Source organism: Mycobacterium shimoidei (genome assembly GCF_900417275.1).
GTDB lineage: Bacteria > Actinomycetota > Actinomycetes > Mycobacteriales > Mycobacteriaceae > Mycobacterium > Mycobacterium shimoidei.
In genome coordinates this window covers 2,587,489-2,611,760 of the sequence record NZ_UEGW01000001.1, presented here as the reverse complement: position 1 = coordinate 2,611,760, position 24,272 = coordinate 2,587,489, and the positions used below count along the sequence as shown (strand labels likewise).

24 protein-coding genes are annotated in these 24,272 nt (G+C 66.5%); 8 read left to right on the top strand and 16 right to left on the bottom strand.

Translation table 11 applies throughout. From position 1 onward, the window contains the following. Nucleotides 1-16 precede the first annotated feature (16 nt). Together MSP7336_RS12790 and MSP7336_RS12785 are read left to right on the top strand one after the other, a co-directional pair. Nucleotides 17-397, top strand: a complete 381-nt coding sequence (locus tag MSP7336_RS12790) for a hypothetical protein (RefSeq protein WP_113963829.1) — start codon at nucleotides 17-19, stop codon at nucleotides 395-397. Further along, complete coding sequence (locus MSP7336_RS12785) at nucleotides 394-741, top strand: DUF3817 domain-containing protein (RefSeq protein ID WP_113963828.1); 348 nt, start codon at nucleotides 394-396, stop codon at nucleotides 739-741. The genes MSP7336_RS12790 and MSP7336_RS12785 overlap by 4 nt, the downstream gene beginning before the upstream one ends. Here the strand turns inward: MSP7336_RS12785 and rdgB are convergent. From rdgB to clpS, 11 genes are all read right to left on the bottom strand, one after another. Beyond that, nucleotides 736-1,347 carry an RdgB/HAM1 family non-canonical purine NTP pyrophosphatase gene (gene rdgB, locus MSP7336_RS12780; protein WP_113964896.1) on the bottom strand — a complete coding sequence of 204 codons (612 nt, stop codon included), beginning with the start codon at nucleotides 1,345-1,347 and terminating at the stop codon, nucleotides 736-738. The two genes, MSP7336_RS12785 and rdgB, sit on opposite strands and share 6 nt — an antisense overlap. After that, on the bottom strand, nucleotides 1,344-2,123 hold the full coding sequence (rph, locus tag MSP7336_RS12775; RefSeq protein WP_069394623.1) for a ribonuclease PH: 780 nt from the start codon (nucleotides 2,121-2,123) through the stop codon (nucleotides 1,344-1,346). The genes rdgB and rph overlap by 4 nt, the downstream gene beginning before the upstream one ends. Nucleotides 2,124-2,194: 71 nt before the next feature. Further along, a complete protein-coding gene (locus MSP7336_RS12770) occupies nucleotides 2,195-2,989 on the bottom strand; it encodes a cyclic nucleotide-degrading phosphodiesterase (protein ID WP_113963827.1) in 795 nt (264 codons plus the stop codon). 88 nt (nucleotides 2,990-3,077) lie between these two features. Then, a complete protein-coding gene (gene murI, locus MSP7336_RS12765) occupies nucleotides 3,078-3,950 on the bottom strand; it encodes a glutamate racemase (protein ID WP_181786726.1) in 873 nt (290 codons plus the stop codon). Next, on the bottom strand, nucleotides 3,947-4,612 hold the full coding sequence (locus MSP7336_RS12760; RefSeq protein WP_113963826.1) for a rhomboid family intramembrane serine protease: 666 nt from the start codon (nucleotides 4,610-4,612) through the stop codon (nucleotides 3,947-3,949). Before MSP7336_RS12760 ends, murI begins: the two co-directional genes overlap by 4 nt. Nucleotides 4,613-4,652: 40 nt before the next feature. Then, on the bottom strand, nucleotides 4,653-5,615 hold the full coding sequence (locus MSP7336_RS12755; protein WP_069394362.1) for a cysteine synthase: 963 nt from the start codon (nucleotides 5,613-5,615) through the stop codon (nucleotides 4,653-4,655). Continuing rightward, entirely contained in the window at nucleotides 5,616-5,888 is a 273-nt protein-coding gene (locus MSP7336_RS12750; RefSeq protein WP_069394361.1) for a MoaD/ThiS family protein, read from the bottom strand. Beyond that, the gene (locus MSP7336_RS12745; RefSeq protein ID WP_232320923.1) at nucleotides 5,885-6,361 is read right to left on the bottom strand and encodes a M67 family metallopeptidase; all 477 of its coding nucleotides are present in this window, start codon (nucleotides 6,359-6,361) and stop codon (nucleotides 5,885-5,887) included. Before MSP7336_RS12745 ends, MSP7336_RS12750 begins: the two co-directional genes overlap by 4 nt. A 1-nt stretch (nucleotide 6,362) precedes the next feature. Further along, the gene (locus tag MSP7336_RS12740) at nucleotides 6,363-7,400 is read right to left on the bottom strand and encodes a P1 family peptidase (RefSeq protein ID WP_069394360.1); all 1,038 of its coding nucleotides are present in this window, start codon (nucleotides 7,398-7,400) and stop codon (nucleotides 6,363-6,365) included. Then, nucleotides 7,397-7,969 (bottom strand): oxidative stress transcriptional regulator AosR, encoded by a 573-nt coding sequence (aosR, locus tag MSP7336_RS12735; protein ID WP_069394359.1) that lies wholly within the window; start codon nucleotides 7,967-7,969, stop codon nucleotides 7,397-7,399. Before aosR ends, MSP7336_RS12740 begins: the two co-directional genes overlap by 4 nt. A 24-nt stretch (nucleotides 7,970-7,993) precedes the next feature. Beyond that, nucleotides 7,994-8,296, bottom strand: coding sequence for an ATP-dependent Clp protease adapter ClpS (gene clpS, locus MSP7336_RS12730; protein WP_069394358.1), 303 nt, complete (start codon nucleotides 8,294-8,296; stop codon nucleotides 7,994-7,996). Nucleotides 8,297-8,337: 41 nt separating this feature from the next. On the opposite strand from clpS, the gene MSP7336_RS12725 reads away from it, so the two are divergent. Together MSP7336_RS12725 and MSP7336_RS12720 are read left to right on the top strand one after the other, a co-directional pair. Then, the gene (locus tag MSP7336_RS12725) at nucleotides 8,338-9,666 is read left to right on the top strand and encodes a nicotinate phosphoribosyltransferase (RefSeq protein ID WP_069394357.1); all 1,329 of its coding nucleotides are present in this window, start codon (nucleotides 8,338-8,340) and stop codon (nucleotides 9,664-9,666) included. Continuing rightward, complete coding sequence (locus MSP7336_RS12720) at nucleotides 9,663-11,675, top strand: ATP-dependent DNA helicase (RefSeq protein WP_181786724.1); 2,013 nt, start codon at nucleotides 9,663-9,665, stop codon at nucleotides 11,673-11,675. Before MSP7336_RS12725 ends, MSP7336_RS12720 begins: the two co-directional genes overlap by 4 nt. A gap of 13 nt (nucleotides 11,676-11,688) precedes the next feature. Here the strand turns inward: MSP7336_RS12720 and MSP7336_RS12715 are convergent, their stop codons facing one another. After that, nucleotides 11,689-14,292, bottom strand: coding sequence for a glycosyltransferase family 1 protein (locus MSP7336_RS12715; protein WP_113963825.1), 2,604 nt, complete (start codon nucleotides 14,290-14,292; stop codon nucleotides 11,689-11,691). Between the two features lie 160 nt (nucleotides 14,293-14,452). On the opposite strand from MSP7336_RS12715, the gene MSP7336_RS12710 reads away from it, so the two are divergent. Continuing rightward, nucleotides 14,453-16,531 (top strand): alpha-1,4-glucan--maltose-1-phosphate maltosyltransferase, encoded by a 2,079-nt coding sequence (locus MSP7336_RS12710; protein WP_181786722.1) that lies wholly within the window; start codon nucleotides 14,453-14,455, stop codon nucleotides 16,529-16,531. A gap of 7 nt (nucleotides 16,532-16,538) precedes the next feature. Next, on the top strand, nucleotides 16,539-18,740 hold the full coding sequence (gene glgB, locus MSP7336_RS12705; protein WP_113963823.1) for a 1,4-alpha-glucan branching protein GlgB: 2,202 nt from the start codon (nucleotides 16,539-16,541) through the stop codon (nucleotides 18,738-18,740). On the opposite strand, the gene MSP7336_RS12700 is transcribed toward glgB, so the two are convergent. Together MSP7336_RS12700 and MSP7336_RS12695 are read right to left on the bottom strand one after the other, a co-directional pair. Continuing rightward, a complete protein-coding gene (locus MSP7336_RS12700; protein ID WP_113963822.1) occupies nucleotides 18,737-19,636 on the bottom strand; it encodes a tetratricopeptide repeat protein in 900 nt (299 codons plus the stop codon). The genes glgB and MSP7336_RS12700 overlap by 4 nt on opposite strands. Before the next feature lie 155 nt (nucleotides 19,637-19,791). Beyond that, on the bottom strand, nucleotides 19,792-20,973 hold the full coding sequence (locus MSP7336_RS12695) for an acetyl-CoA C-acetyltransferase (protein ID WP_069394353.1): 1,182 nt from the start codon (nucleotides 20,971-20,973) through the stop codon (nucleotides 19,792-19,794). Between the two features lie 133 nt (nucleotides 20,974-21,106). On the opposite strand from MSP7336_RS12695, the gene mce reads away from it, so the two are divergent. Continuing rightward, on the top strand, nucleotides 21,107-21,589 hold the full coding sequence (gene mce / locus MSP7336_RS12690; protein WP_069394352.1) for a methylmalonyl-CoA epimerase: 483 nt from the start codon (nucleotides 21,107-21,109) through the stop codon (nucleotides 21,587-21,589). On the opposite strand, the gene MSP7336_RS12685 is transcribed toward mce, so the two are convergent. Continuing rightward, nucleotides 21,586-21,879, bottom strand: a complete 294-nt coding sequence (locus MSP7336_RS12685; RefSeq protein WP_113963821.1) for a hypothetical protein — start codon at nucleotides 21,877-21,879, stop codon at nucleotides 21,586-21,588. The two genes, mce and MSP7336_RS12685, sit on opposite strands and share 4 nt — an antisense overlap. 22 nt (nucleotides 21,880-21,901) lie before the next feature. Next, a complete protein-coding gene (nucS, locus tag MSP7336_RS12680; RefSeq protein ID WP_113963820.1) occupies nucleotides 21,902-22,573 on the bottom strand; it encodes an endonuclease NucS in 672 nt (223 codons plus the stop codon). Nucleotides 22,574-22,622: 49 nt separating this feature from the next. Here nucS and MSP7336_RS12675 point away from each other — a divergent pair, with 49 nt between their 5' ends. Next, nucleotides 22,623-24,227 carry an adenylate/guanylate cyclase domain-containing protein gene (locus tag MSP7336_RS12675; RefSeq protein WP_069394349.1) on the top strand — a complete coding sequence of 535 codons (1,605 nt, stop codon included), beginning with the start codon at nucleotides 22,623-22,625 and terminating at the stop codon, nucleotides 24,225-24,227. Nucleotides 24,228-24,272 lie beyond the last annotated feature (45 nt).

Genomic DNA, 24,272 nt, shown 5'->3' with positions numbered 1-24,272 from the left:
GGAGTACCGTCTAGGCGTGTCGACTACACGCCGTCGCAGATGGGCGCTGATCACGCTCGTCTTCGTCGCGGCCACCGGCTTCCTGGCCTTGGGCTGGTGGCAGTGGACGAGATTCCAATCTGCGTCGGGCACCTTTCAGAACCTCGGCTATGCGCTGCAGTGGCCGATGTTCGCCGCCTTCTGCGTGTATGCGTATCGCAAATTCGTCCGCTACGAAGAAACACCGCCAGCGCCACGGCGGGACCGGGGACCGACGCAGATACCGGAGGGGTTGTTGCCCGAACGTCCCAAACCTGCGTCGCCCCAAGATGATGACCCCACCCTGCGGGAGTACAACGCCTACTTGGCTGAACTCGCCAAGCATGACACCGACAACGAGAACAGGACCACCACATGACCCAGCCCGAGACGCCGCACGCGCAGCAGAGCTTGTCAGCTGAGAAAATTCGTCCTGCGCTGCTGGCTTACCGCGTCATGGCATGGGCGACGGGAATCTGGTTGACCTTGCTGTGCTGCGAGATCGTGCTGCACTACGTCTACGGCGTGAAGATCCAGTGGGTTGCCGTGGTGCACGGCTGGGTGTACTTCGTCTACGTGTTAGCCGCATTCAATCTTGCGATCAAAGTCCGCTGGCCGATTGCCAAGACCATTGGCGTATTGCTGGCCGGCACCATCCCGCTGCTCGGCGTAGTCGTCGAGCATTTCGAGACCAAAAGCATCAAGGCCCGCTTCGGGCTATAGCGCGCGTTGATCCGCCAGCGCCCGCAAAGCCGGCAGCAACTTTCTCAGTGCGCGACCGCGGTGCGACACCGCATCCTTGTCAGCCGGACTGAGCTGCGCCGCCGTGCAATTGGAACCCTCGGGAACGAAGACCGGGTCGTATCCGAACCCCCCTTCGCCGCTCGGCTCGTAAGCGATGCGGCCCGGCCATTCACCGCGCACCACCACCTCGCCTGCCTTGGAAACCAACGCGCAGGCCGACACGAACGCCGCGCCGCGCCGCTCGTCGGGCACGTCTCGCAACTGAGCCAACAACAGCGCGGTGTTGGCGGCATCGTCGCCGTGGCGGCCCGCCCAGCGCGCTGACAACACCCCGGGCATGCCGTTCAATGCGTCCACCTCCAGCCCGGAGTCGTCAGCGACCGACGGCAGCCCCGTCTCGGCGAACGCATGACGCGCCTTGGCCAAGGCGTTGTCCTCGAAGGTCGGGCCGGTTTCCGGTACCTCGTCGAACGGCGGCACGTCGTTGAGCGACACCAGCGGGAGCGTCAATCCGGCGGCATCGAGCACCCGACGTAACTCGGCCAGCTTCTTCGGGTTGCGGCTGGCCACCAGCAGGGCGGTCAGGTTCCGAACGCCTTCGGCGGCGTCGGCCCCTCGGGCAGCTCGCCGGGATACGGCAATTCCAAAGCCGCCCGTTGCGCTTCGAAGATTTTGTCGCAGGCACCAAGTGCCGCGTCCAGCATCTTGTCCAGGGTCGAGCGAGGGAACGTCGCACCTTCGCCGGTTCCCTGGATTTCCACCAGCGTCCCGGTGTCGGTGGCGACGACGTTCATGTCGACCTCGGCGCGCGCGTCTTCCTCGTACGGCAGGTCCACCCGGATCCGTCCGTCCACCACACCGACGCTCACCGCAGCGATCGCGCACGACAGCGGCCGTGGATCGGACAGCTTCCCTGCCGCCGACAGGTAGGTCACCGCATCGGCAAGCGCCACGTAAGCACCGGTGATCGCCGCGGTGCGGGTGCCGCCATCGGCCTGCAGCACATCGCAGTCGACCGCGATTGTGTTCTCCCCCAGGGCCGCCAGGTCAATGCACGCCCGCAACGACCGGCCGACCAGCCGGCTGATTTCCTGAGTGCGCCCGGACTGGCGACCCTTCACCGATTCCCGGTCGCTGCGAGTATGGGTGGCCGCCGGCAACATCGCGTACTCAGCGGTGAGCCAACCCGAACCCGACCCCTGGCGCCAGCGCGGCACGCCCTCAATGACGCTCGCCGCACACATGACTTTGGTGTGGCCGAATTCGACCAGCACCGAACCCGCCGGATGTGAGGTGAAGCCACGGGTGATGACCACGGGGCGAATCTCGTGGTCGAGGCGACCGTCTTCTCGTCTGGACACGCCGACCACCCTAACGGGTCGCCGTCGACTCTAACCGCGATCGCAAGCGCTGCGAAGCCTGGTGGCGCGGGTCACCGCGCCGTCGTACGTTCGGCCGCGGCGCCGGTGGAGTGCATGATTTCGAAGGTCTCGCCGCACACCACGGCGTGCACCGGCCCGTCGAATTCGGCCTTGGCCTCGCTGATCACGTCCTCGCGTGAGGTCCACGGCGGGATGTGAGTCAGCAGTAGCTCTCCAACGCGGGCCCGCGCGGCGATTTGGCCCGCTTCAGTGCCGGACAGATGCAAGTTGGCCGGCCGATGCGGCGAATGCGTCCAGGACGCCTCGCAGAGAAAGACGTCGGCGCCGCAGGCCAACTCGACGAGCGCGTCGCAGGACCCGGTGTCGCCGCTGTAGACAAAGGTCGCTCCGTCGGGGTCGGTGAATCGCAGACCGAACGACTCGGTCGGGTGCGCAACCAGCCGCGGCAGAACCGTCAATGCCCCCACGCTCACCGGCTCGCCGTCGACCCAGTGATGGATGTCAAAGATGTCGGTGAAATCGTCGATCTCCCCGCCATACGGCGAGGACGCCGCGCCCAGGCGTGTCCAGGTATCGCTCGGGCCGTACATCAGAGCTTTGCCGGTAGGTGGTGTGGGGTGATAGCGGCGCCATACGAACAGCCCCGGCAGATCCAGGCAATGGTCGGCGTGCAGATGTGACAGCAGCACATGCACCGAACTCGGGTCAGTTTGATGCTGCAGCGCCCCCAGCACACCTCCCCCGAAGTCGATGACCAGTGGTGGTGTGCCCGGCGCACGCAACAGGTAACCCGACGCGGGCGAATCCGGACCTACCACACTGCCCGAGCACCCGAGCACGGTCATTCGCACGGTCCCTACTGTGCCATGCCCGGCGCCCTGTTGGCGAAGACATCACGCTTTACTGTGCGCAAATTGCAACCTGCGTTGTCAGTCAGTGAACCGGGAAGTGGCGATGAACGGGCTGAACACCGGTAACGGCCGGCCCCAGGAACCGGGCCGCCAGATTGGTGAATGCCTCGGGGTCGCCAGTGGCTTCGAAGACGCGGGTCGCCGGCGGCGCGTCGTGCGGACGAAGCAGATCCCGCTCGGTAAGCACCCGCAGCAGCTCCTTGGCGGTCTCCTCGGCGCTGGAAACCAGCGTGACGGGGTCGCCCATCGCCAGCTGGATCACCCCGGACAGCAGTGGGTAATGCGTGCACCCCAGCACCAGCGTGTCGACGCCGGCGCGCTGCAACGGCTCCAGGTAACCCTCGGCCAGACCGAGTATCTGACGGCCGCTGGTGATGCCGCGCTCGACGAAATCGACGAACCGCGGGCACGCCACCGCGGTGATCTCGGTGTCGCGTGCGGCGGCGAACGCGTCCTGATAAGCGTGCGAGTCAATGGTGGCCCGGGTACCGATGACCCCGATGCGGCCGTTGCGGGTCGTGGCGACGGCGCGCCGCACAGCAGGCAGGATCACCTCGATGACGGGCACGTCATAGCGTTCGCGGGCGTCCCGCAGGCAGGCCGAGGACGCGGAGTTGCAGGCGATCACCAACGCCTTGACGCCGCGCTCGACAAGGTCGTCGCCGATGGCCAGCGCATGCGCGCGGATCTCGGGGATGGACAGCGGGCCGTACGGTCCGTTGCCGGTGTCGCCGACGTAGACGATGTCCTCGTCGGGCAGCTGGTCAATGATCGCCCGCGCGACCGTCAGCCCACCGACGCCGGAGTCGAAGACGCCGACGGGCGCCAGTGCGGTGTTCTTAGGGCGCCGCTCCTCCCCATCGCCGCGCTCTGCATCGTCGCCGGCGCGGCTCACGTCGGTAAGGCTCGCCGACGTTCGCGGGCCTTGCGTTCAGGACTGGACAACAAGTACGCGGCGAGCACCCCGGCAATCGCGCCGCACAGATGCCCTTGCCAAGACACACCGCCGCACACATTGAGCACCGGCACAGCGCCCCACAGCACGCCGCCGTAGAGGAACAGCACCAGGATGCCGGTGGCGATCTGCCAGCCCGAGCGAGTGAAGAAGCCGAACACCAACAAGAAGGTCAGCCAGCCGAAGATCAAGCCCGAAGCACCGATGTGATCGGTCTGCCCACACGATGAGCCGACGTTGCCGATCAACCACGTGCCGAAGCCGCCGACGATCCACACGATCGCGGTGGCCCAGACGAATCGCGACAGACCGGCCAACGTGACCAGGAAACCGAGCACCAATGCCGGCCCGGTGTTGGCGATCAGATGCGCCCAGTTGGCGTGCAGCAGCGGCGCGAAAACGATGCCCCACAACCCGTCGGTCTCCAACGGTCGAATCCCGTTGTAATCCCAGTGGTGTCCGCTCAGCTGATCGAAAAGCTCGACGAGGTACAGCACCGCCACGAAGCTGACGATCGTCGTAGCCCCGACCAGCGCCTTGGACCGCTTCTCTGGTTGTTGCGCCGGCTGCGCCGGGGGCTGGGCGCGGCGGATCATTGGCATAGCTGCCCCTGATCGCTTTGCCCCGCATCGTCGCCGGCGGTCAAGCCCATAGCTGCCCTTCTAACGCTTCCTCGGCTTCGTCCAAGGTACCGGCGTAGGCCCCGGTAGACAGGTACTTCCACCCGGCGTCGGCGACGACGAACGCGATATCGGCCCGTTCGCCGGCCTCGACGGCCTTGCGCGCGGTGCCCAGCGCGGCGTGCAGGACCGCACCGGTGGAGATGCCGGCGAAGATGCCCTCGACGTCGATCAGCTCGCGGGTGCGCCGCACCGCGTCGGCGGAGCCGACGGAGTATCGGGTGGTCAGTATGGCCGGGTCATACAGTTCGGGAATGAAGCCCTCGTCGATGTTGCGCAGCGCGTAGACGCCCTCGCCGTAGCGCGGTTCGGCGGCGACGATCTTGATATCCCCGACGTGCTCGCGCAGGAACCGGCCGGTGCCCATCAAGGTGCCCGTCGTGCCCAGCCCCGCCACGAAATGGGTGATCTCCGGCAGGTCGGCCAGCAGCTCGGGGCCGGTGCCTTCATAGTGCGAGTCGGTGTTGGCCCGATTGCCGTACTGGTAGAGCATCACCCAGGACGGGTTGGCCTCGGCCAGCTCCTTGGCCTTGGCCACGGCGGTATTCGATCCGCCTTCGGCCGGCGAGAAGATGATCTGCGCACCGTACAGCTCCAGCAGCTGGCGCCGTTCCACCGACGTGTTCTCCGGCATGACGCAGATCAGCTGGTAGCCCTTCAACCGGGCCGCCATCGCCAGCGAAATGCCGGTGTTGCCACTGGTGGGTTCCAGGATCGTGGCTCCCGGCTTGAGCACCCCGTCGGCCTCGGCCTGCTCGATCATCCGCAGCGCCGGCCTGTCCTTGATGGAGCCGGTCGGGTTGCGGTCTTCCAGCTTGGCCCACAGCCGCACGTGGGGTTCGTCGTCCCAGCGGGGTGATAGCCGGGGCAGGCCGACCAGCGGGGTGTTGCCCACGGCCTGCAACAGCGAGTCGTATCGGGTCATCTAGCCACCGGCGACGGCCGGCAGGATGGTGATCGAGTCGCCGTCAGAGATCGCGGTTTGCAGGCCGCCGGAAAACCGCACGTCCTCGTCATTGACGTAGATGTTGACGAAGCGGTGCAACTTCCCGTCATCGACGAGTCGCTCGGAGATGCCCGAGTAGTTGGTCTCCAGGTCGGCGATCACCTCTTGCAGGGTGCCGCCGCTGGCTTCGACTCGTTTTTGCCCGCCGGTGTGGGGCCGCAGGATGGTCGGGATGGACACGGTAACGCTCATTGGGCTCCTTCAGACTTACCCGGGTTGTCATCGGGCCGCGTCGCGGCCTGCATCGTCGCCGGGTACTCCTCAACGATGGTCACAGGCTCTTCGGTGACAACGCCGTCGACGATGCGGTAGCTGCGCAGCTCGTGGTGGTCGGGGTCGCGGGTGGACACCAACACGTAGTGGGCGTCGGGCTCGGCGGCGAGGCTGATGTCGGTGCGGCTGGGGTAGGCCTCGGTGGCGGTGTGCGAGTGATAGATGACGACCGGCACTTCCCCGGCCTCCTCCATGGCCCGCCACACCTTGAGCTGCTCGGCGGAGTCGAACCGGTAAAACGTCGGCGAGCGCTCGGCGTTGATCATCGCGATGTGCCGTTCTGGCCGGTCGGAACCCTCCGGACCGGCGAGCACACCGCAGGCCTCGTCCGGGTGATCGGCGCGCGCGTGGGCCACTATCGCGTCCACCAGGTCAGCGCGAATTACCAGCACGTCAGCGGTTGCCCCTTGGTTGATCGAACGCTCCGGGCAACAGGCCACGGTAGGTCGGTATTCCGGCCACCGGCTCGGCGACCACCACACCGTGCAGTACCGCGCGGGCCAGGCAGTCGGCGGCCGCCGCCCCGACGACGGTCACCAGCGCGGTCTCCGGCGAGAACGCTGCGGGCGTGTCGGCCGGTGGCGCCACCTCGACGGCGCCGGTGGCCAGCGCGAACACCATATCGCCGTCGATCGCGGTATGCGCAGGCCGGATGGTGCGGGCCAGCCCGTCGTGCGCGGCGACTGCCACGGCCCGGCACCCGGCCGGACTGAGCGCGGCGTCGGTCGCTATCACACCGATCGTGGTGTTCAGCGGGCTCAACCGGCTCTCCAGCGCCGCCAACGCGGCGATCTGCTCGGTCGGTGGCGGCGTCAACCCGAACTCGTCGGACAGGTACGCCAGCCACGGCAGCCCGGTGGCCGGGTTGACGACGTCGCCGGCGGAGTTGACCGCGGCCAACACGCCGACGGTCACGCCGTTGTCGAGGGTCGCCGATGCGGTTCCGATACCCCCTTTGAGCACACCGGCGCGCGCGCCCACCCCGGCGCCGACCGTCCCGACCGCTACGGAATCACCGGCGGCTTCGCATGCGGCGTAACCGAATTCAGCCGTCGGCCGGCAATCCCAGCCCCCGACCTCCAGGTCGAAGATGACCGCGCCGGGCACGATCGGCACAACTCCCCCGTCCATCGCGACGCCGCGTTGGTGTTCTTCCAACCAGCGCATCGCGCCGTCGGCGGCGGCCAGGCCGTAGGCGCTGCCTCCGGCGATCAGCACGGCGTCGACGTAGCGCACGCTTTTGGCCGGATCCAGCAAGTCGGTCTCTCGGCTGCCGGGGGCACCGCCGCGGGCGTCGACGGCACCGACCGTGCCGGGCGGGGTCAAGACGATGGTGACACCGCTGGCCCATCCCTGGCCCAACGTCGCGTCGGGATCGAGCCTGTGATGCTGACCGACGCGGATGCCAGCCACGTCGGTGATCGAGTTCACTGTCGGCCCATCAGCGCCAGCACCAGGTATTCCTGCAAGACGGTCAGCCACTGATACACCTCGAGATGAGGGGCCAGCGGGTGGTCGTCAGGCAGTCGATCCGGCCCTTCGGGGCGGATGTCGAGCATGGTGCCCAGCGCCAAGCGGACGTCGTTGACCGCGGCAATCCATGCGTTCGCGGCGTCCTCGGTGAGCTCGAAACGTCCGCCCTCGTCGGGAACCGTATCCAAGAGTTCTTGCGCCGCATGGCGTTTGGCGTCAATGATTTCCGGTTCGTGCAGGCTCCGCAGCGCTGCGTTCAAGCTGTCCGCAAAATCCGGGTCGTCGTCGTCGGGTTTGGAAAAGTCGGGCAGCAGCCGGCGCATCGTCTCGTTGTCGGGCGGTTCGGTGTTGCCCGTCTTGATGCCGGTGATCTGCTCGAGTTCGTCTGACGGTGAAGAAGATTCCCGTTCGTCGAGCAGACCGACCATTGACGCGACCAGGCTCTTGAGCAGGGTCGCTTCATGCGGTGCCAACGACGACCGAAAACGGGGACCTGCGGCGGTCTCAACCCGCTTCCATTTGCGCACTGTCCGAACCCGAAGCCCTCGGTTTCAGCGATCCTGCTGCATCGTGGCCCATAGTCCGGCCGCATGCAGTTTGGACACGTCGGCTTCCATGGATTCCCTGCTGCCCGACGACACTACGGCCTTGCCCTCGTTGTGCACTTGCAGCATCAGCTTGGTGGCGTGCGGTTCGCTGTAGCCGAACAACTTCTGGAAGACGTACGTCACGTAGTTCATCAAGTTCACCGGATCGTCCCACACGATGGTGACCCACGGTCCGGCGGTGACGTCGACCGGATCGGCGTGGCGTTGTCCTGTGGTGCCCGGCCTGGTCGGTGCTGACGCAGCCATAGCTCAAGGATAGGTGATGGCGGAGTCGTTACCGTTGCAGAGTGGACCACGTTCCGCTGACCGGGCTGCTGACCGACAAGTACGAGTTGACGATGCTGTCGGCGGCGCTGCGAGACGGCACCGCGCAGCGGCGCACCACGTTCGAGATGTATGCGCGCCGGCTGCCCGCCGGCCGGCGATACGGTGTGGTGGCCGGCACCGGCCGATTCTTGGAAGCGTTGCCGCAGTTCAGGTTCGACGATACCGCGCTGGCATCGTTGGCGGCTTTTCTTGACCGGGACACTCTGGACTACCTGCGCGATTTCCGATTTCGGGGCGACATCGACGGCTATGCCGAAGGCGAGCTGTACTTCCCGGGTTCACCGGTGCTTTCGGTGCAGGGCAGCTTCGCCGAATGCATCGTGCTGGAAACGCTGGCGCTGTCGATCTTCAACCACGACAGCGCTATCGCATCGGCCGCCGCCCGCATGGTCAGCGCCGCCGCCGGGCGACCGCTGATCGAAATGGGCTCACGACGCACCCATGAGCAGGCCGCGGTCGCCGCCGCGCGGGCCGCGTACATTGCGGGCTTCGCCGCGTCCTCCAATCTTGAAGCCCAGCGGCGTTACGGGGTGCCGGCCGAGGGCACGGCTGCGCATGCGTTCACTTTGCTGCACACCGGCGTCGACGGACCCGACGAGCAGGCCGCGTTTCGGGCCCAGGTCGATGCGCTGGGCACCGACACCGTCTTGCTGGTGGACACCTACGACGTGACGACCGGAGTCGCCAACGCCGTGGCGGTGGCCGGGCCTGAGCTGGGCGGCGTGCGCCTCGACTCCGGGGAGCTGGGTGTGTTGGCCCGTCAGGTCCGTGAACAGCTCGACCGGCTGGGCGCGACGCAGACCCGGATCGTGGTGTCCGGTGATCTCGACGAGTTCGCGATCGCCGCGCTGCGGGCCGAACCGGTACACAGCTACGGGGTGGGCACCGCGCTGGTCACCGGGTCCGGGGCACCGACGGCCAACATGATCTACAAGTTGGTCGAGGTGGACGGCATCCCGGTGCAGAAGCGCAGCACCCACAAGGAGTCGTATGGCGGCCGCAAGGAAGCCACGCGATTGTCTCGCCCGACGGGCACGATCACCGAGGAGGTCGTGCATCCCGCGGGCCGCCCACCCGAAACCACCGAGTCCTGTCGGCGGCTGACTGTCCCGCTGGTGCGCGACGGGCAGCCGGTCGCCGATGTGGACCTCGGCGTGGCGCGGGAGCGGGTGGCTGCTGGCTTGAGAAGCTTGCCGTGGGAGGGTCTGATGTTGTCGCACGGCGACCCGGCGATCCCGACAACACTGATCCCGGTTCCTCTTAAGGGCCCGCAGACACACCAGGAGTGACCACGGCCGAAGACTTGTCCGTGCCCGACCTGCTGGCGACCGCGGTGGCGGCGTTGGGTGGCAGTGAGCGCAGCGGCCAGCTGCAGATGGCCGCCGCGGTCATGCACGCCTTCGAATCCGGTGAGCATCTGGCTGTGCAGGCCGGTACCGGAACCGGGAAGTCACTGGCCTACCTCGTGCCGGCGATTGTCCGGGCCGTCTCCGATGACACGCCCGTGGTTGTGTCGACCGCCACGATTGCACTACAGCGCCAGCTGGTGGACCGTGACCTACCGCAACTCATCGACTCACTTGCCGACGCGCTTCCCCGCGAACCACGGTTCGCACTGCTGAAAGGCCGACAGAATTACCTGTGCCTGAACAAGATTCACAACGGCGCTAACGAGCCGGACACGCAAGATCAAAGCGAACTTTTCGAGCCGCTGGCCGTCACGGGGTTGGGCCGAGACGTACAACGGCTCACCGCGTGGGCGTCGACGACCGAGTCCGGGGACCGCGACGACCTCAAGCCCGGGGTGGCCGACCGGTCATGGACACAAGTCAGTGTCTCGGCGCGCGAATGCCTGGGCATGGCGCGCTGCCCGTTCGGCGCCGACTGCTTCGCCGAACGGGCGCGCAGCCGGGCCGGCGCCGCCGATATCGTCGTCACCAATCACGCCTTGCTGGCCATCGACGCCGTCGCCGACTCGGCGGTGCTCCCCGAACACCAGCTGCTGGTCGTCGACGAGGCCCACGAGCTGGTCGACCGGGTGACCTCGGTGGCCACCGGCGAACTGTCCGCCACCGCACTGGCAGTCGCCCACCGGCGCGCCGCCCGGCTGATCGAGCCCGAACTGGCCGACCGGTTCGAGGCCGCGACGGCGACACTCTCGTCGGCGATCCACGACGCGGCGCCCGGGCGCATGGACCGGCTCGACGAGGAAATGACCACCTACCTGACCGCACTGCGGGACGCGGCGAACACGGCCCGGTCGGCCATCGATACCGCACCCGCCGACCCGAAAGCGGCCTCGGCGCGCGCCGAGGCGGTCGCCGGCCTCACCGAAATCGCGGCCACCGCGGACCGGGTGTTGACATCGTTCACTCCCCCGATTCCCGAGCGCACCGACGTGGTCTGGCTCGACCACGAGGACAATCGTGGTGCGACGCGGGTGGTGCTGAAGGTGGCTCCGCTGTCGGTGGCGGGACTGCTGCGAAGCCGGGTGTTCGCCGAGTCGACGACGGTGCTGACATCGGCGACGCTGACCGTGGGCGGGTCGTTTGACGCAATGGCCACCGCGTGGGGACTGGCCGGTGACGGCGGTGACGCCTGCGACGGGCCGCGGTGGCGCGGACTTGACGTCGGATCGCCGTTCCAGCACGCCAAGGCCGGAATCCTGTATGTGGCCGCACATCTGCCGCCGCCCGGCCGGGACGGCACCGGCTCGGTCGAGCAGCTGAACGAGATCGCCGACCTGATCACCGCCGCCGGCGGACGCACGCTCGGATTGTTTTCGTCGATGCGGGCGGCCCGGGCCGCGGCTGAGGCGATGGCCGATCGGCTCGACACCCCGGTGCTGTGCCAAGGCGATGACAACACCGCGGCGCTGGTCGCGCAATTCAGCGCCGACGCCGCGACGTCGCTGTTCGGCACGCTGTCGCTGTGGCAGGGCGTCGACGTGCCAGGCCCGTCGTTGTCGTTGGTGATCATCGACCGCATCCCGTTCCCGCGGCCGGACGACCCGCTGCTGTCCGCCCGCCAGCGCGCGGTGGCGGCCCACGGCGGCAACGGCTTCATGGCGGTCGCGGCCAGCCACGCCGCGCTGTTGTTGGCGCAGGGCGCCGGACGGCTGCTGCGCCGAGTCGACGACCGCGGGGTGGTGGCGGTGCTCGATTCTCGGATGGCGACCGCCCGTTACGGCGGCTACTTACGCGCGTCGTTGCCGCCGTTCTGGCCCACCACCGACGGCGCCGCCGTCCGCGCGGCGCTGCAGCGGTTACGGACCGCGCCGCAAGCTTGCGCCGTTTGACGCTCTATTCGCGCTATTCACGGTCGGATCGCTCAGCGAGAGTGACCAAACCCAGCTCAGTCTTGTCGGCCAGCATCGGATGGTTCGGCAGTACCCGCACCGTGTAGCCGACCGCTCCGGCCACCGGCAGCGACGTGGTCGTTGAGAAGACGGCGTCGCCGCCGAACGCGGTGCCGGTATGTGACATCTCGATGGTCACCGGGTCCAGCAGCGTATCGCCCTCGTCGACCCGGCCCACCACCGCCTGCACCGCCACCTCGTCGGGGTTCAGCCCGGCAAGCTGCACGGTCGCGGTCAAGGTGAGACTTGAGCCCAGCACCGGCGTATCGGGCAGACCGGTGCTGTCGACGTCGTTGATGTGCACCTTCGGCCACGCGTCGAATGCCCGTTGCCGATAGGCCGCCAGCTCACGGGCGACATCGAAGTCCGTCCCGATCGTCTTTCGCAGGGATGCCGCCGCCGGGGTGTAGTACTGCTCGACGTAGTCACGCACCATCCGCGACGCCAGCACCTTGGGGCAGAGCGTCGCGACCGTGTGACGCACCATTTCGATCCATCGCGGCGGCACGCCCTGCTCGTCGCGTTCGTAGAACTTCGGCGCCACCGAGTGCTCGAGCAGGTCATAAAGGGCGGCCGCTTCCAGATCGTCGCGGCGGCCCTCGTCGACCATCGGCGACGCCGACGGTATCTCCCAACCGTTTTCGCCGTCGTAGCACTCGTCCCACCAGCCGTCGCGGATGGACAAATTCAACCCGCCGTTCAGCGCGCTTTTCATGCCGGACGTTCCGCAGGCCTCCAGCGGTCGCAGCGGGTTGTTCAGCCACACGTCACAACCCCAGTACAACCGTCGCGCCATCGACATGTCGTAGTCGGGCAGAAACGCGATGCGGTGGCGCACCTCTGGCCGGTCGGCGAATCGCACCACCTGCTGAATCAGCGCTTTGCCGCCGTCGTCCGCGGGATGCGACTTGCCCGCAACAATCATCTGGATGGGCTTTTCGTCGTCGAGCAGCAGCCGCTCGAGCCGCTCCGGGTCACGCAGCATCAACGTCAGCCGCTTGTACGTCGGAACGCGGCGAGCGAATCCGACCGTCAGCACGCCGGGGTCGAAGGCGGTGGAGATCCAGCCCAGCTCGGAGGCGGACGCCCCACGCTCCAGGCAGGAGCGACGCAGCCGCGCGCGGACTTCATCGACCAATTGCGCTCGCAGCTGCGAGCGGATCCACCACAGGTGCCCGGGATCCACCAAATGCATCCGTTGCCAGACCTCGGGCTCGGTGAACGAATCCGATCCAACCAGTTCCCGGCCCAGCCGGATCCACTCCGGCGCCGCCCACGTCGGGGCATGCACGCCGTTGGTGATCGACCCGATCGGCACTTCGTCAGGGTCGAATCCGCGCCACAGGTCGTTGAACATCAACCGGCTCACCCGGCCGTGCAGCCGGGAAACCCCGTTGGCCCGCTGCGCCAGCCGCAAACCCATGTGCGCCATGTTGAACTTGTCCGGATCCGCTTCGGCGCCCAGCGCGAGCATCCGGTCGGTCGCCACCCCGGGTAGTAACCCGGATTGACCATTGCCGTCGGGAGTGTCCTCGAAGTAGCGCCGGACCATCTCGATCGGAAAGCGGTCGATGCCGGCGGGCACCGGCGTGTGGGTGGTGAACACCGTGCTGGAGCGCACCACGGTCAGCGCGGTGTCGAAATCCAGCCCGGCATCGGTGATCAACTCCCGGATGCGTTCGGCCCCGAGGAATCCGGCGTGGCCCTCGTTCATGTGGAAGACCTCCGGCGACGGCAACCCCTCGATCTCGGTGAAGGCGCGGATGGCGCGCACCCCACCGACGCCGGCCAGGATTTCCTGTTTGATGCGGTGGTCCTGGTCGCCGCCGTACAACCGATCGGTGATGCCGCGCAGATCGTGTTCGTTCTCGGGGATGTCGGAGTCCAGCAGCAGCAAGGGAACACGGCCTACCTGCGCGACCCAAATCCGCGCCCGCAGCAGGCCGGCGTCGGGCATGGCCAGCTCGACGAGTACCGGGCGTCCCGGGGCGTCGGTGAGCAGCCGCAGCGGCAGGCCCTGCGGGTCCAGCGAGGGATAGGTTTCGTGCTGCCATCCATCAGCTGTCAGCGACTGGCGGAAATAGCCGGATCGGTAGTACAGGCTGACCCCGATCAAAGGCACACCGAGGTCGGACGCCGACTTCAGGTGGTCCCCGGCCAGAATTCCCAGGCCGCCCGAGTAGTTGGGCAGCACCTCTGCGACGCCGACTTCCATCGAGAAATAGGCGATGCTCGACGGCATCTCGACCCCGGCGCTCTGCTGTTGCTGATACCAGAGCGGACGGGTCAGATAATCGTTGAGATCAGCCGCCAAGGCGTCGAGTTGGTGCAGGAACCCCTCGTCGCCCGCCAACTCGTCCAGACGTGCCGGACTGACGGCACCCAGCAGCGCAACCGGATCCTGCCCGCACTGCGCCCACAGCTCCGGGTCGATCGCCGCGAAGAGATCCTGGGTGGGGTTATCCCACGACCACCTCAGGTTGGTCGACAGTTGCCCCAGCGCCGCCAGGCGCTCCGGAAGGTGCGCGCGAACGGTGAACCGGCGGAGGGCTTTCACGCTCCCCCACCTTACTGACGAGGGGCGGGCCGTGACGTGGCGACAAGAGCGCTTCGTGCACCCCCGGTGTGGTGCGCCATTACGGTGGGTATTGGGCGCAAACAGGCTTTGCCCGCGCAAGACCTAAGTGCAAGAGCCGGGCAACAGAAACGGAGTAACGGTGCCAGGTCGTGTCGAGGTCGATGACGTCCAGCCCGTGGTGTCCTGCGGCGCGTATCCGGCGAAGGCAGTGGTCGGCGAGGTGGTCCCGGTTCGCGCGTCGGTGTGGCGCGACGGTCACGACGCCGTGGCGGCAACTCTGGTGGTCCGTTACCTCGGGCCGCAATACCCGCAGGTCAGTGAGGCCCACCGGGTCAAGGCCGTGCAAGTGGCCCTCAAAGACGGCGCCGAGGCGGCGCCGCGGGTCAAGCCGCAGCTATTGCCGATGACCATGGGTGAAGAGCCCTTCGTCTTTCACGGTCAGTTCGTGCCCGACGCGATCGGTTTGTGGACGTTCCGGGTGGACGGCTGGGGCGATCCCATCCAAAGCTGGCGGCACGCCGTGACGGCCAAGCTCGACGCCGGCCAGGGCGAGGCGGAAATGTCCAACGACCTGCTGGTGGGCGCCCAGCTGCTGGAACGCGCCGCTACCGGGGTACCGCGCACCCAACGCGAGCCGCTGCTCACCGCCGCGGCCGCGTTACGCAAGCCAGGCGACCCGGTGACTCGGGCCGCCGCGGCGCTGAGCCCTGCGGTCGACGAACTGCTCGCGCACTACCCGCTGCGCGAGTTGGTCACTCGCGGCGGCCAGTACGGCGTCTGGGTGGACCGCCCGCAAGCCCGCTTCAGCGCCTGGTACGAGATGTTCCCGCGCTCGACCGGCGGCCGGGACGCCAAAGGAAACCCGGTGCACGGCACCTTCGCCACCGCGATCAAGGCCCTGCCCCGCATCGCGAAGATGGGTTTCGACGTCGTGTACCTGCCACCAATCCACCCGATCGGCAAGATCCACCGCAAAGGCCGCAACAACACCGCCACGGCTGCGCCCGGCGACGTGGGATCGCCATGGGCGATCGGCAGCGACGAGGGCGGTCACGACGCGGTGCACCCCAAACTCGGGACGATCGACGACTTCGACGATTTTGTCGCGGCAGCCCGCGACCTCGGTATGGAGGTCGCCTTGGACCTGGCGCTGCAATGCGCCCCGGACCATCCCTGGGTGCGTGAGCACCGGCAGTGGTTCACCGAGTTGCCCGACGGCACCATCGCCTACGCGGAGAACCCGCCCAAGAAATATCAGGACATCTATCCGCTCAATTTCGACAACGACCCGGCCGGGCTCTACGATGAGGTGCTCCGTGTCGTGCGGCACTGGATTAGCCACGGGGTCAAGTTCTTTCGCGTCGATAACCCGCACACCAAGCCGCCCGACTTCTGGGCATGGCTGATCGCTCAGGTCAAAGCCGTCGACCCTGACGTGTTGTTCCTCTCGGAGGCATTCACCCCACCGGTACGCCAGTATGGGCTCGCCAAATTGGGCTTCACCCAGTCTTATACGTACTTCACCTGGCGCACCGCGAAATGGGAGCTCGTCGAATTCGGGCAAGAGATCGCCGAATTGGCCGACTTCCGTCGCCCGAATCTGTTCGTCAATACCCCCGACATCCTGCACGCAGTCTTGCAGCACAACGGACCCGGCATGTTCGCGATCCGCGCCGTGCTGGCCGCGACGATGGGTCCCGCCTGGGGCATGTACTCCGGTTACGAACTCTATGAGCACCGCGCGGTGCGCGAGGGCAGCGAAGAGTACTTGGATTCGGAGAAGTACGAACTGCGACCCCGCGACTTCGCGGGCGCACTCGCCGAAGGCAAATCGCTCGAGCCGTTCATAACCCAACTCAACAACATTCGGAGGCTGCATCCGGCGCTGCGCGATCTGCGCACCATCCGATTCCACAGCATCGACAACGACGCCTTGCTGGCCTACAGCAAGTTCGATCCGACCAGCGGTGATTGCGTGCTCGTCGTGGTGACCCTGAACGCATTCGGGCCCGAAGAGGCGACGCTGTGGTTAGACATGCCCGCATTGGGTATGGAGCCTTACGAGCGGTTCTGGGTGCGCGACGAGATAACCGGCGAGGAATACCAATGGGGAGCAGCGAATTACATTCGGATCGATCCCGCCCGGGCGGTCGCGCACATTGTCAACATGCCGTTGATCCCCGCCGAGAAGCGATACCCGCTGCTGCACCGGAGGTGACGCCGCGATGAGCCCGACCGACCAACTCGCCGGGGCTCGTCTCGCGCCCGAGCCGAATGACCTGGACCGGCTCCTCGGCGGTGTGCACCACAACCCGCACAGCGTCCTGGGCGCCCATGAGTACTCCGACCACACGGTGATTCGGGCGTTCAAACCACACGCCGCGGAGGTGGTGGCACTCGTCGGCCAGCAGCGCTACCCACTGCAGCACATCGATTCCGGATTGTTCGCGGTCGCGCTGCCATTCACCAACCTGATCGACTACCGGCTCGAGGTCAGATACGACGGTGGTGACTCGCACGTCGTCGCGGATCCATACCGCTTTTTGCCCACATTGGGCGAAATGGACCTGCACCTGTTCTCCGAGGGCCGCCACGAACGGCTGTGGGAAGTGCTGGGCGCGCACCCGCGCTCGTTCACCACGGCCGACGGCGTGGTCTCGGGCGTGTCATTCGCGGTGTGGGCGCCCAACGCGAAGGGCGTCGGCCTGATCGGCGACTTCAACGGTTGGAACGGTAACGACGCGCCGCTGCGGGTGCTGGGCTCGTCGGGTGTTTGGGAGCTGTTTTGGCCCGACTTTCCGCCCGACGGGCTCTACAAGTTCCGCGTGCACGGCGCCGACGGGTCGGTCACCGACCGGGCCGACCCATTCGCGTTCGCCACCGAGGTGCCGCCACACACCGCTTCGCGGGTGTATACCAGCGACTACACCTGGGGCGACGCCGAGTGGATGAGCCAGCGCGCCCAGCGCAATCCGGTTTTCGAGCCGATGAGCACCTACGAGGTGCACCTCGGCTCGTGGCGCCCTGGGCTGAGCTACCGCGATCTCGCGCGCGAGCTGACCGATTATGTGGTGTCCCAAGGGTTTACCCACGTCGAGATGCTGCCCGTTGCCGAGCATCCGTTCGCCGGATCGTGGGGATACCAGGTCACGTCGTACTACGCCCCAACGTCGCGATTCGGCACCCCCGACGACTTCCGGGCGCTGGTCGACGCCCTGCATCAGAACGGCATCGGTGTGATCGTGGACTGGGTTCCGGCTCACTTCCCGAAAGACGCGTGGGCGCTGGGCCGTTTCGACGGCACGCCGCTCTACGAGCATTCCGATCCCAACCGCGGCGAGCAACTCGACTGGGGTACTTACGTATTCGACTTCGGCCGCCCCGAAGTCCGCAACTTCCTGGTGGCCAACGCCCTGTACTGGCTGCAAGAGTTCCACATCGACGGTCTACGGGTCGACGCCGTCGCATCCATGCTCTACCTGGACTACTCACGGCCGGCGGGCGGTTGGACACCCAACATGTATGGCGGACGCGAAAACCTGGAAGCGGTGCAGTTCCTGCAGGAAATGAACGCCACCGCCCACCGGACCGCCCCGGGCATCGTCACCATCGCCGAGGAATCGACTTCGTGGCCAGGCGTTTCGCGGCCGACTAACGTTGGCGGTCTTGGCTTTTCGATGAAGTGGAACATGGGCTGGATGCATGACACGCTCGGCTACATCAGCCACGACCCGGTGCACCGCAGCTATCACCACCACGAAATCACCTTCTCGATGCTGTATGCCTTCAGCGAGAATTTCGTGCTGCCACTCAGCCACGACGAAGTGGTTCACGGCAAGGGCACACTGTGGGGTCGGATGCCGGGCAACGACCATATGAAGGCGGCGTCACTGCGCAGTCTGCTGGCCTATCAATGGGCCCATCCGGGTAAGCAGCTGCTGTTCATGGGACAGGAATTCGGGCAACGGGCCGAATGGTCCGAAGAACGCGGTCTGGACTGGTTTCAGCTCGACGAGAACGGTTTCTCCGCGGGCATCCTACGTCTGGTACGCGACCTCAACGCGATCTATCGCAGCCACCCGGCGCTGTGGAGTCAAGACACCACCCCCGACGGCTACTCCTGGATTGACGCCAACGACTCGGCCAACAACGTGCTGAGCTTTCTGCGCTACGGCAACGACGGTTCAGTGATGGCCTGCGTGTTCAACTTCGCCGGATGCGAACACAGCAACTACCGGCTCGGCCTGCCCACTGCTGGGCGGTGGCGTGAGGTGCTCAACACCGACGCCACCGACTACAACGGCGCCGGTATCGGCAACCTCGGCGGAGTGGACGCCGCCGACGAGCCATGGCATGGCCGGCCGGCGTCGGCGGTCCTGGTGCTACCCCCAACTTCGGCTTTGTGGCTGGAGCCCGAGCAGCGCTAGTACAGTGCGCTGGCCAGGTTGCGCCGGGCCACGATCACCTCGGGGTCTGCCGGATCGAAAAGCTCGAACAATTCGAGGAGCCTGGTGCGCACCGAGGTTCGATCGTCACCGGTGGTCCGGCGCACCAACGCAATCAGCCGTTCGAAGGCGGCCGCCACGTCCTGGTTGAGGATCTGTACGTCGGCAGCGGCGAATGCGGCCTCGATGTCGTCCGGGGCGGCGTCGGCGACGGCAACGGCGTCGGGTTGCCGCGTGGTCGCGCGCATCAGAAACGCGATCTGGCGGAGCGCGCCCTTGGCTTCGGCGTGGTTAGGGTTGGCGTCCAGGATGGCCTGATAGGAGTCGCGCGCCGCAGCGAAGTTGCCCTCTTCGAGGTGCTGACGCGCCTGCGCCAGCGCCGGGTCGACTTCCTCGGCTTCGTCGGAATCGGTTGGGCCGCTGAGCTTTCCGGCCGTCGCCGACAGCAATGAATCCAACCACCGGCGCAACTGCTCGGGCGGCTGCATACCCTGGAAACTGGACAGCGGCTGCCCGGCGGCCAAGGCCACCACGGTGGGGACCACCTCGATCCCGAAGATCTGGGCCACCCGCGGAACAACGTCGACGTTGACGGTGGCCAACGACCACTTGCCGCGATCCTCCGCGGCCAGCGCCGACAAGGTGTCGGCCAGCTGCAGGCATACGTCACTGCGCGGCGACCACAACAGCACGACGACCGGCACCTGGTTGGACCGGACCAGTACCTCGTCTTCGAAGTTCGCCTCGGTGACTTCGACGCCGGCCGATCCGCCAGGCGCAGCGTCGCCAGCGCTGCGCTGCTGGGCTCGCTGTTTGAGGGCGGACAAATCCACCGCTCCGGCCAGGGCGGGGCCGATTGGAGGTCGCGGACGGCTCACGTGATCAAGTTTGGCACGGCGGATTTATCCCCCTGCGACCGGTCGCGGCAGCTTTTGGTGACCAAAATCACACTTCGGTGCCGACGGGTCTCGGTACGCACCCACAGCAATCATTGCCAGAGCGTTAGTCGAACGCCTGTGCGGGCCGTTGCGCGTCAGCCAGCGCGCAGGATGAGCGCGTCACCCTGACCACCGGCACCGCAGAGGGCCGCGACACCGTAGCCCGAGCCTCGACGCGCCAATTCCAGCGCGGCGTGCAAGGTGATGCGCGCTCCCGACATGCCGATCGGGTGGCCGATAGCAATGGCGCCGCCGTTGACGTTGACGATTTCCGGGTCGACGCCGAGCTCTTTGGTCGAAGCCAGCGCCACCGCAGAAAACGCCTCGTTGATCTCGACCACATCGAGCTGATCGACCGAGATACCCTCGCGGGCAAGTGCTTTCTTGATTGCGTTGGCGGGCTGCGACTGCAACGTGGAATCCGGGCCGGCGACTACGCCGTGCGCGCCGATTTCGACCAGCCACGACAATCCCAGTTCGGCGGCCTTGTCCTTGTTCATCACAACAACCGCGGCCGCGCCGTCGGAGATCTGGGACGCCGATCCGGCCGTGATGGTGCCGTCCGGCCGAAACGCCGGCTTGAGATTTGCCAGCGATTCAGCCGTGGTGTTGGCCCGAATGCCCTCGTCCTCGGTGAACTGCAATGGATCACCTTTGCGCTGCGGGATATTCACAGGCACGACCTCGTCGGCGAACACGCCGTCCTTCCAGGCAGCGGCGGCCCGCTGGTGCGACCGGGCAGCGTACTCGTCCTGTTCGCGACGGGTGAACTTGTCGATTTCGTTGCGCTGCTCGGTCAGCGCGCCCATCGGCTGGTCAGTGAACACGTCGTGCAGACCGTCGTAGGCCATGTGGTCCAGGACTGTCACATCGCCGTACTTGTAGCCGGCTCGACTGTCGATCAACAGGTGCGGAGCTTTCGTCATGGACTCCTGCCCGCCGGCTACCACCACGTCGAACTCCCCCGCCCGGATGAGTTGGTCAGCCAGCGCGATCGCGTCGATGCCGGACAGGCACATCTTGTTGATCGTGAGCGCGGGCACATCCCAGCCGATGCCGGCGGCCACCGCGGCCTGGCGGGCTGGCATTTGACCGGCCCCGGCCGTCAGCACCTGCCCCATGATCACGTATTCGACCGCCGACGCGGGAACCTTGGCCTTCTCCAGAGCGCCCGCAATCGCGATAGCACCCAGGTCGGTTGCCGAAAAATCCTTCAGCGAGCCCATCAACTTACCGATCGGCGTGCGTGCTCCAGCAACTATCACCGACGTCGTCATAGATACCTCCGGAAACGGGCGGAAACGGCCGAGGTTGACGGCCGGCGTGACGCAACCTTTCCCGTCAGGTTACCGTGACGTTATGACCCGCGCTGCGACGATGCAGAGCGCAGCGATGAGGAGGAGCAGCGCTATGACCACTGAACACGTTGACGTCCGTCGCACGCTGGCCAGCGCGTTGGTAACGGCGGTCGATCACGTGGGTATCGCGGTGGCAGACCTCGACGCGGCGATCGCGTGGTATCACGACCACCTCGGCATGATCGTGTTGCACGAGGAAGTCAACGACGACCAGGGGATCCGCGAAGCCATGCTGGCGGTGCGCGGCGCCCCGGTCGGCAGCGCGCAGGTGCAGCTGATGGCTCCGCTCGACGAGTCGTCGGTGATCGCGAAATTCCTCGACAAGCGCGGTCCCGGCATCCAGCAACTGGCCTACCGGGTGAGTGATCTGGACGCCCTGACCGAGCGGCTGCGCGACCAGGGTGTGCGGCTGCTCTACGACCAGCCGCGGCGAGGCACAGCGAATTCGCGGATCAACTTCATCCACCCCAAGGACGCCGGCGGCGTCTTGATCGAATTGGTCGAACCGGCCGCCGCGTCAACCGCCGCGAACTAAGACCACCTGCGGGTCGGACCGCGGGTGGCGCGGTTCGCCCAGCACGGCGTGTGCCAGTGCCGCCGATCCTCGATCGCGGCCCCACTCTCCTCCACCGGCCAAACCACCAAATGGGCAGTTCCCGAATGGATTTCGTGGTCGCAGCCGGGGCACCGGTAAGTCTTGGCGGCGCGGGCGCCTGCCACCGGCCGCACCTCGTATTCGTACCCGTCAGGACCGGTTTCCACGCGGCGCACAACCGGCAGCGGCACTACCCGCCGCCGACGCGGTGAGATACGACCCCGAGCCATAACACCAGTTTAGTGAGCCAGCTCAGAACAGTCGGTACTCGTCGCTGTCCATACCTCGCATTTGGTCGTAATCAAGTACAACGCAACGGATTCCGCGGTCCGCGGCCAACGTGCGAGCCTGCGGTTTGATCTGCTGGGCGGCGAGTATTCCGGTTACCGGCGCCAATACGCTGTCGCGGTTGAGCAATTCAAGGTAGCGGGTGAGCTGCTCGACACCGTCGATCTCCCCGCGCCGTTTGACTTCGACCGCCACCGACCGCCCTTGTTCGTCGCGGCACAACAGGTCCACTGGTCCAATAGCGGTCATGTACTCGCGGCGCACCAGGGTGTATCCGGCGCCGAGCAGCTGGACATGCTCGGCCAGCAGCGCCTGCAGATGGGCTTCCACGCCGTCTTTGACCAGCCCGGGATCCACACCCAGGTCGTGGCTGGAGTCGTGCTCGATGGCCTCGACCGTGATCCGCAATTGCTCACCGGCCTTGTTTTGCACCACCCAGACCGGCACTGCGCCGTCGAGCTCCTCAGTAAGCCAGCACGGCGGACTCATCCAGTTCAACGGTTTGTACGCCCGGTCGTCGGCGTGCACGCTCACCGACCCGTCCGCCTTGAACAGCAGCAGCCTGCGCGCGGACGGCAGATGCGCGGTGAGCCGTCCGAGATAGTCGACAGTGCACTGGGCGATCACGAGGCGCACCCCACTCACATTAGGGGTCGTGTCGACGACGATTTAGGCTGACGCCACCATGACGGCCCAGAAATCGGTGGCGCAACGCTTGGGGCGGGTTCTGGAGCGAGTGACCCGTCAAAGCGGCCGGTTGTCCGACACTCCTGCTTATGGGTCCTGGCTTTTGGGCAGCGTGGCCGAAAGTCAGCGCCGCCGGCGGATACGCATCCAGATCATCTTGACCGTCTTCCTCGTGGGGGCGAACTTCATCGGGATCGGCGTGGACCTTTTGTTGCTGACTGTCGCCTTCCCGGTACCGAGCGTTTTCAGCGACGCGCCGTCCTGGCTCACCTTCGGCCTGGTGCCGGCCTACATCGCCGTCGCGGTGATCGTGGGCACCTACTGGATCACCCGGCGCACCGTCGCCGCGCTGCGATGGGCGATCGAAGAACAACGCCCCACCCAGGCCGATGAGCACAACACGTTCGCGGCTCCGGCACGAGTCGCCGTGGCTGCCTTCAGCTTGTGGGCGGTGGGAGCGGCGTTGTTCACAACGCTCTACGGCCTGGCCGACAGCCTGTTCATCCCGCGGATCGCGTTCGCGACGAGCTTCTGCGGTGTCCTGGTCGCCACCGCTTGTTACCTGATCACTGAGTTCACTCTTCGACCGGTCGCGGCCCAAGCGCTCGAGGCCGGACCGCCGCCGCGCCGATTCGCGCCGGGCATCATGGGCCGGACGATGGTGGTCTGGCTGCTCAGTTCGGGGGTGCCCGTCGTCGGCATCGCACTGACGGCTTTCTTCGCGTTGACTCTACGGAATCTGACCCAGACGCAGTTCGGCGTGGCCGTACTGATTCTCGCGATCGCAACCTTGATTTTCGGTTTCATCTTGATGTGGCTGCTGGCCTGGCTCATCGCGACCCCGGTGCGGGTGGTGCGCGCCGCGCTCAAGCGCGTCGAGGACGGCGACCTGCGCGGCAATCTCGTGGTCTTCGACGGCACCGAACTCGGTGAGTTGCAGCGAGGCTTCAACGCGATGGTCAACGGATTGCGCGAGCGCGAGCGGATCCGTGACTTGTTCGGTCGCCATGTCGGCCGTGAGGTCGCCGCGGCCGCCGAACGCGAACGCCCCAAGCTGGGCGGCGAAGAACGCCATGTCGCAGTGGTTTTCGTCGACATCATCGCGTCAACCCAACTGGTGACAAAGCGACCGGCCACCGAGATCGTGCAACTACTCAACCGGTTCTTCGCGGTCATCGTCGACGAGGTCGACCGCCACCGCGGGCTGGTCAACAAATTCGAAGGCGATGCGACACTGGCCATCTTCGGCGCTCCCAATCACCTCGAGCATCCCGAGGACCAGGCGCTGGCCGCCGCCCGCGCGATCGCAGAACGCTTGCGAAACGAGGTGCCGGAGTGCCAAGCGGGGATCGGGGTCGCGGCCGGGCAGGTCGTCGCCGGAAATGTCGGCGCCAAAGAACGGTTCGAGTACACCGTCATCGGCGAGCCGGTCAACGAAGCGGCCCGGCTCAGCGAACTGGCCAAGGAGCAACCGACACTGCTGTTGGCCTCCTCGGAGGCCGTCGACGGCGCCAGCGAAGAGGAGCGAGCCCATTGGTCGTTGGGTGACACCGTCACGCTGCGCGGTCACGACGAGCCGACGCAATTGGCGGTGCCGGTCTAGCAGGGCCTCATTCTGATGTCGCTTTTCCGCTAGTGATGTCGGTCC

Excerpts from the sequence above, each read along its gene's own strand:
- MSP7336_RS12685 (WP_113963821.1), bottom strand. The coding sequence starts at position 21,879 with ATGGCTCGGGGTCGTATCTCACCGCGTCGGCGGCGGGTAGTGCCGCTG.
- glgB (WP_113963823.1), top strand. The coding sequence starts at position 16,539 with ATGAGCCCGACCGACCAACTCGCCGGGGCTCGTCTCGCGCCCGAGCCG.
- MSP7336_RS12760 (WP_113963826.1), bottom strand. The coding sequence starts at position 4,612 with ATGCCAATGATCCGCCGCGCCCAGCCCCCGGCGCAGCCGGCGCAACAA.
- mce (WP_069394352.1), top strand. The coding sequence starts at position 21,107 with ATGACCACTGAACACGTTGACGTCCGTCGCACGCTGGCCAGCGCGTTG.
- clpS (WP_069394358.1), bottom strand. The coding sequence starts at position 8,296 with ATGGCTGCGTCAGCACCGACCAGGCCGGGCACCACAGGACAACGCCAC.
- MSP7336_RS12785 (WP_113963828.1), top strand. The coding sequence starts at position 394 with ATGACCCAGCCCGAGACGCCGCACGCGCAGCAGAGCTTGTCAGCTGAG.
- MSP7336_RS12695 (WP_069394353.1), bottom strand. The coding sequence starts at position 20,973 with ATGACGACGTCGGTGATAGTTGCTGGAGCACGCACGCCGATCGGTAAG.
- MSP7336_RS12755 (WP_069394362.1), bottom strand. The coding sequence starts at position 5,615 with ATGACCCGATACGACTCGCTGTTGCAGGCCGTGGGCAACACCCCGCTG.
- MSP7336_RS12675 (WP_069394349.1), top strand. The coding sequence starts at position 22,623 with ATGACGGCCCAGAAATCGGTGGCGCAACGCTTGGGGCGGGTTCTGGAG.
- MSP7336_RS12750 (WP_069394361.1), bottom strand. The coding sequence starts at position 5,888 with ATGAGCGTTACCGTGTCCATCCCGACCATCCTGCGGCCCCACACCGGC.
- MSP7336_RS12770 (WP_113963827.1), bottom strand. The coding sequence starts at position 2,989 with ATGACCGTGCTCGGGTGCTCGGGCAGTGTGGTAGGTCCGGATTCGCCC.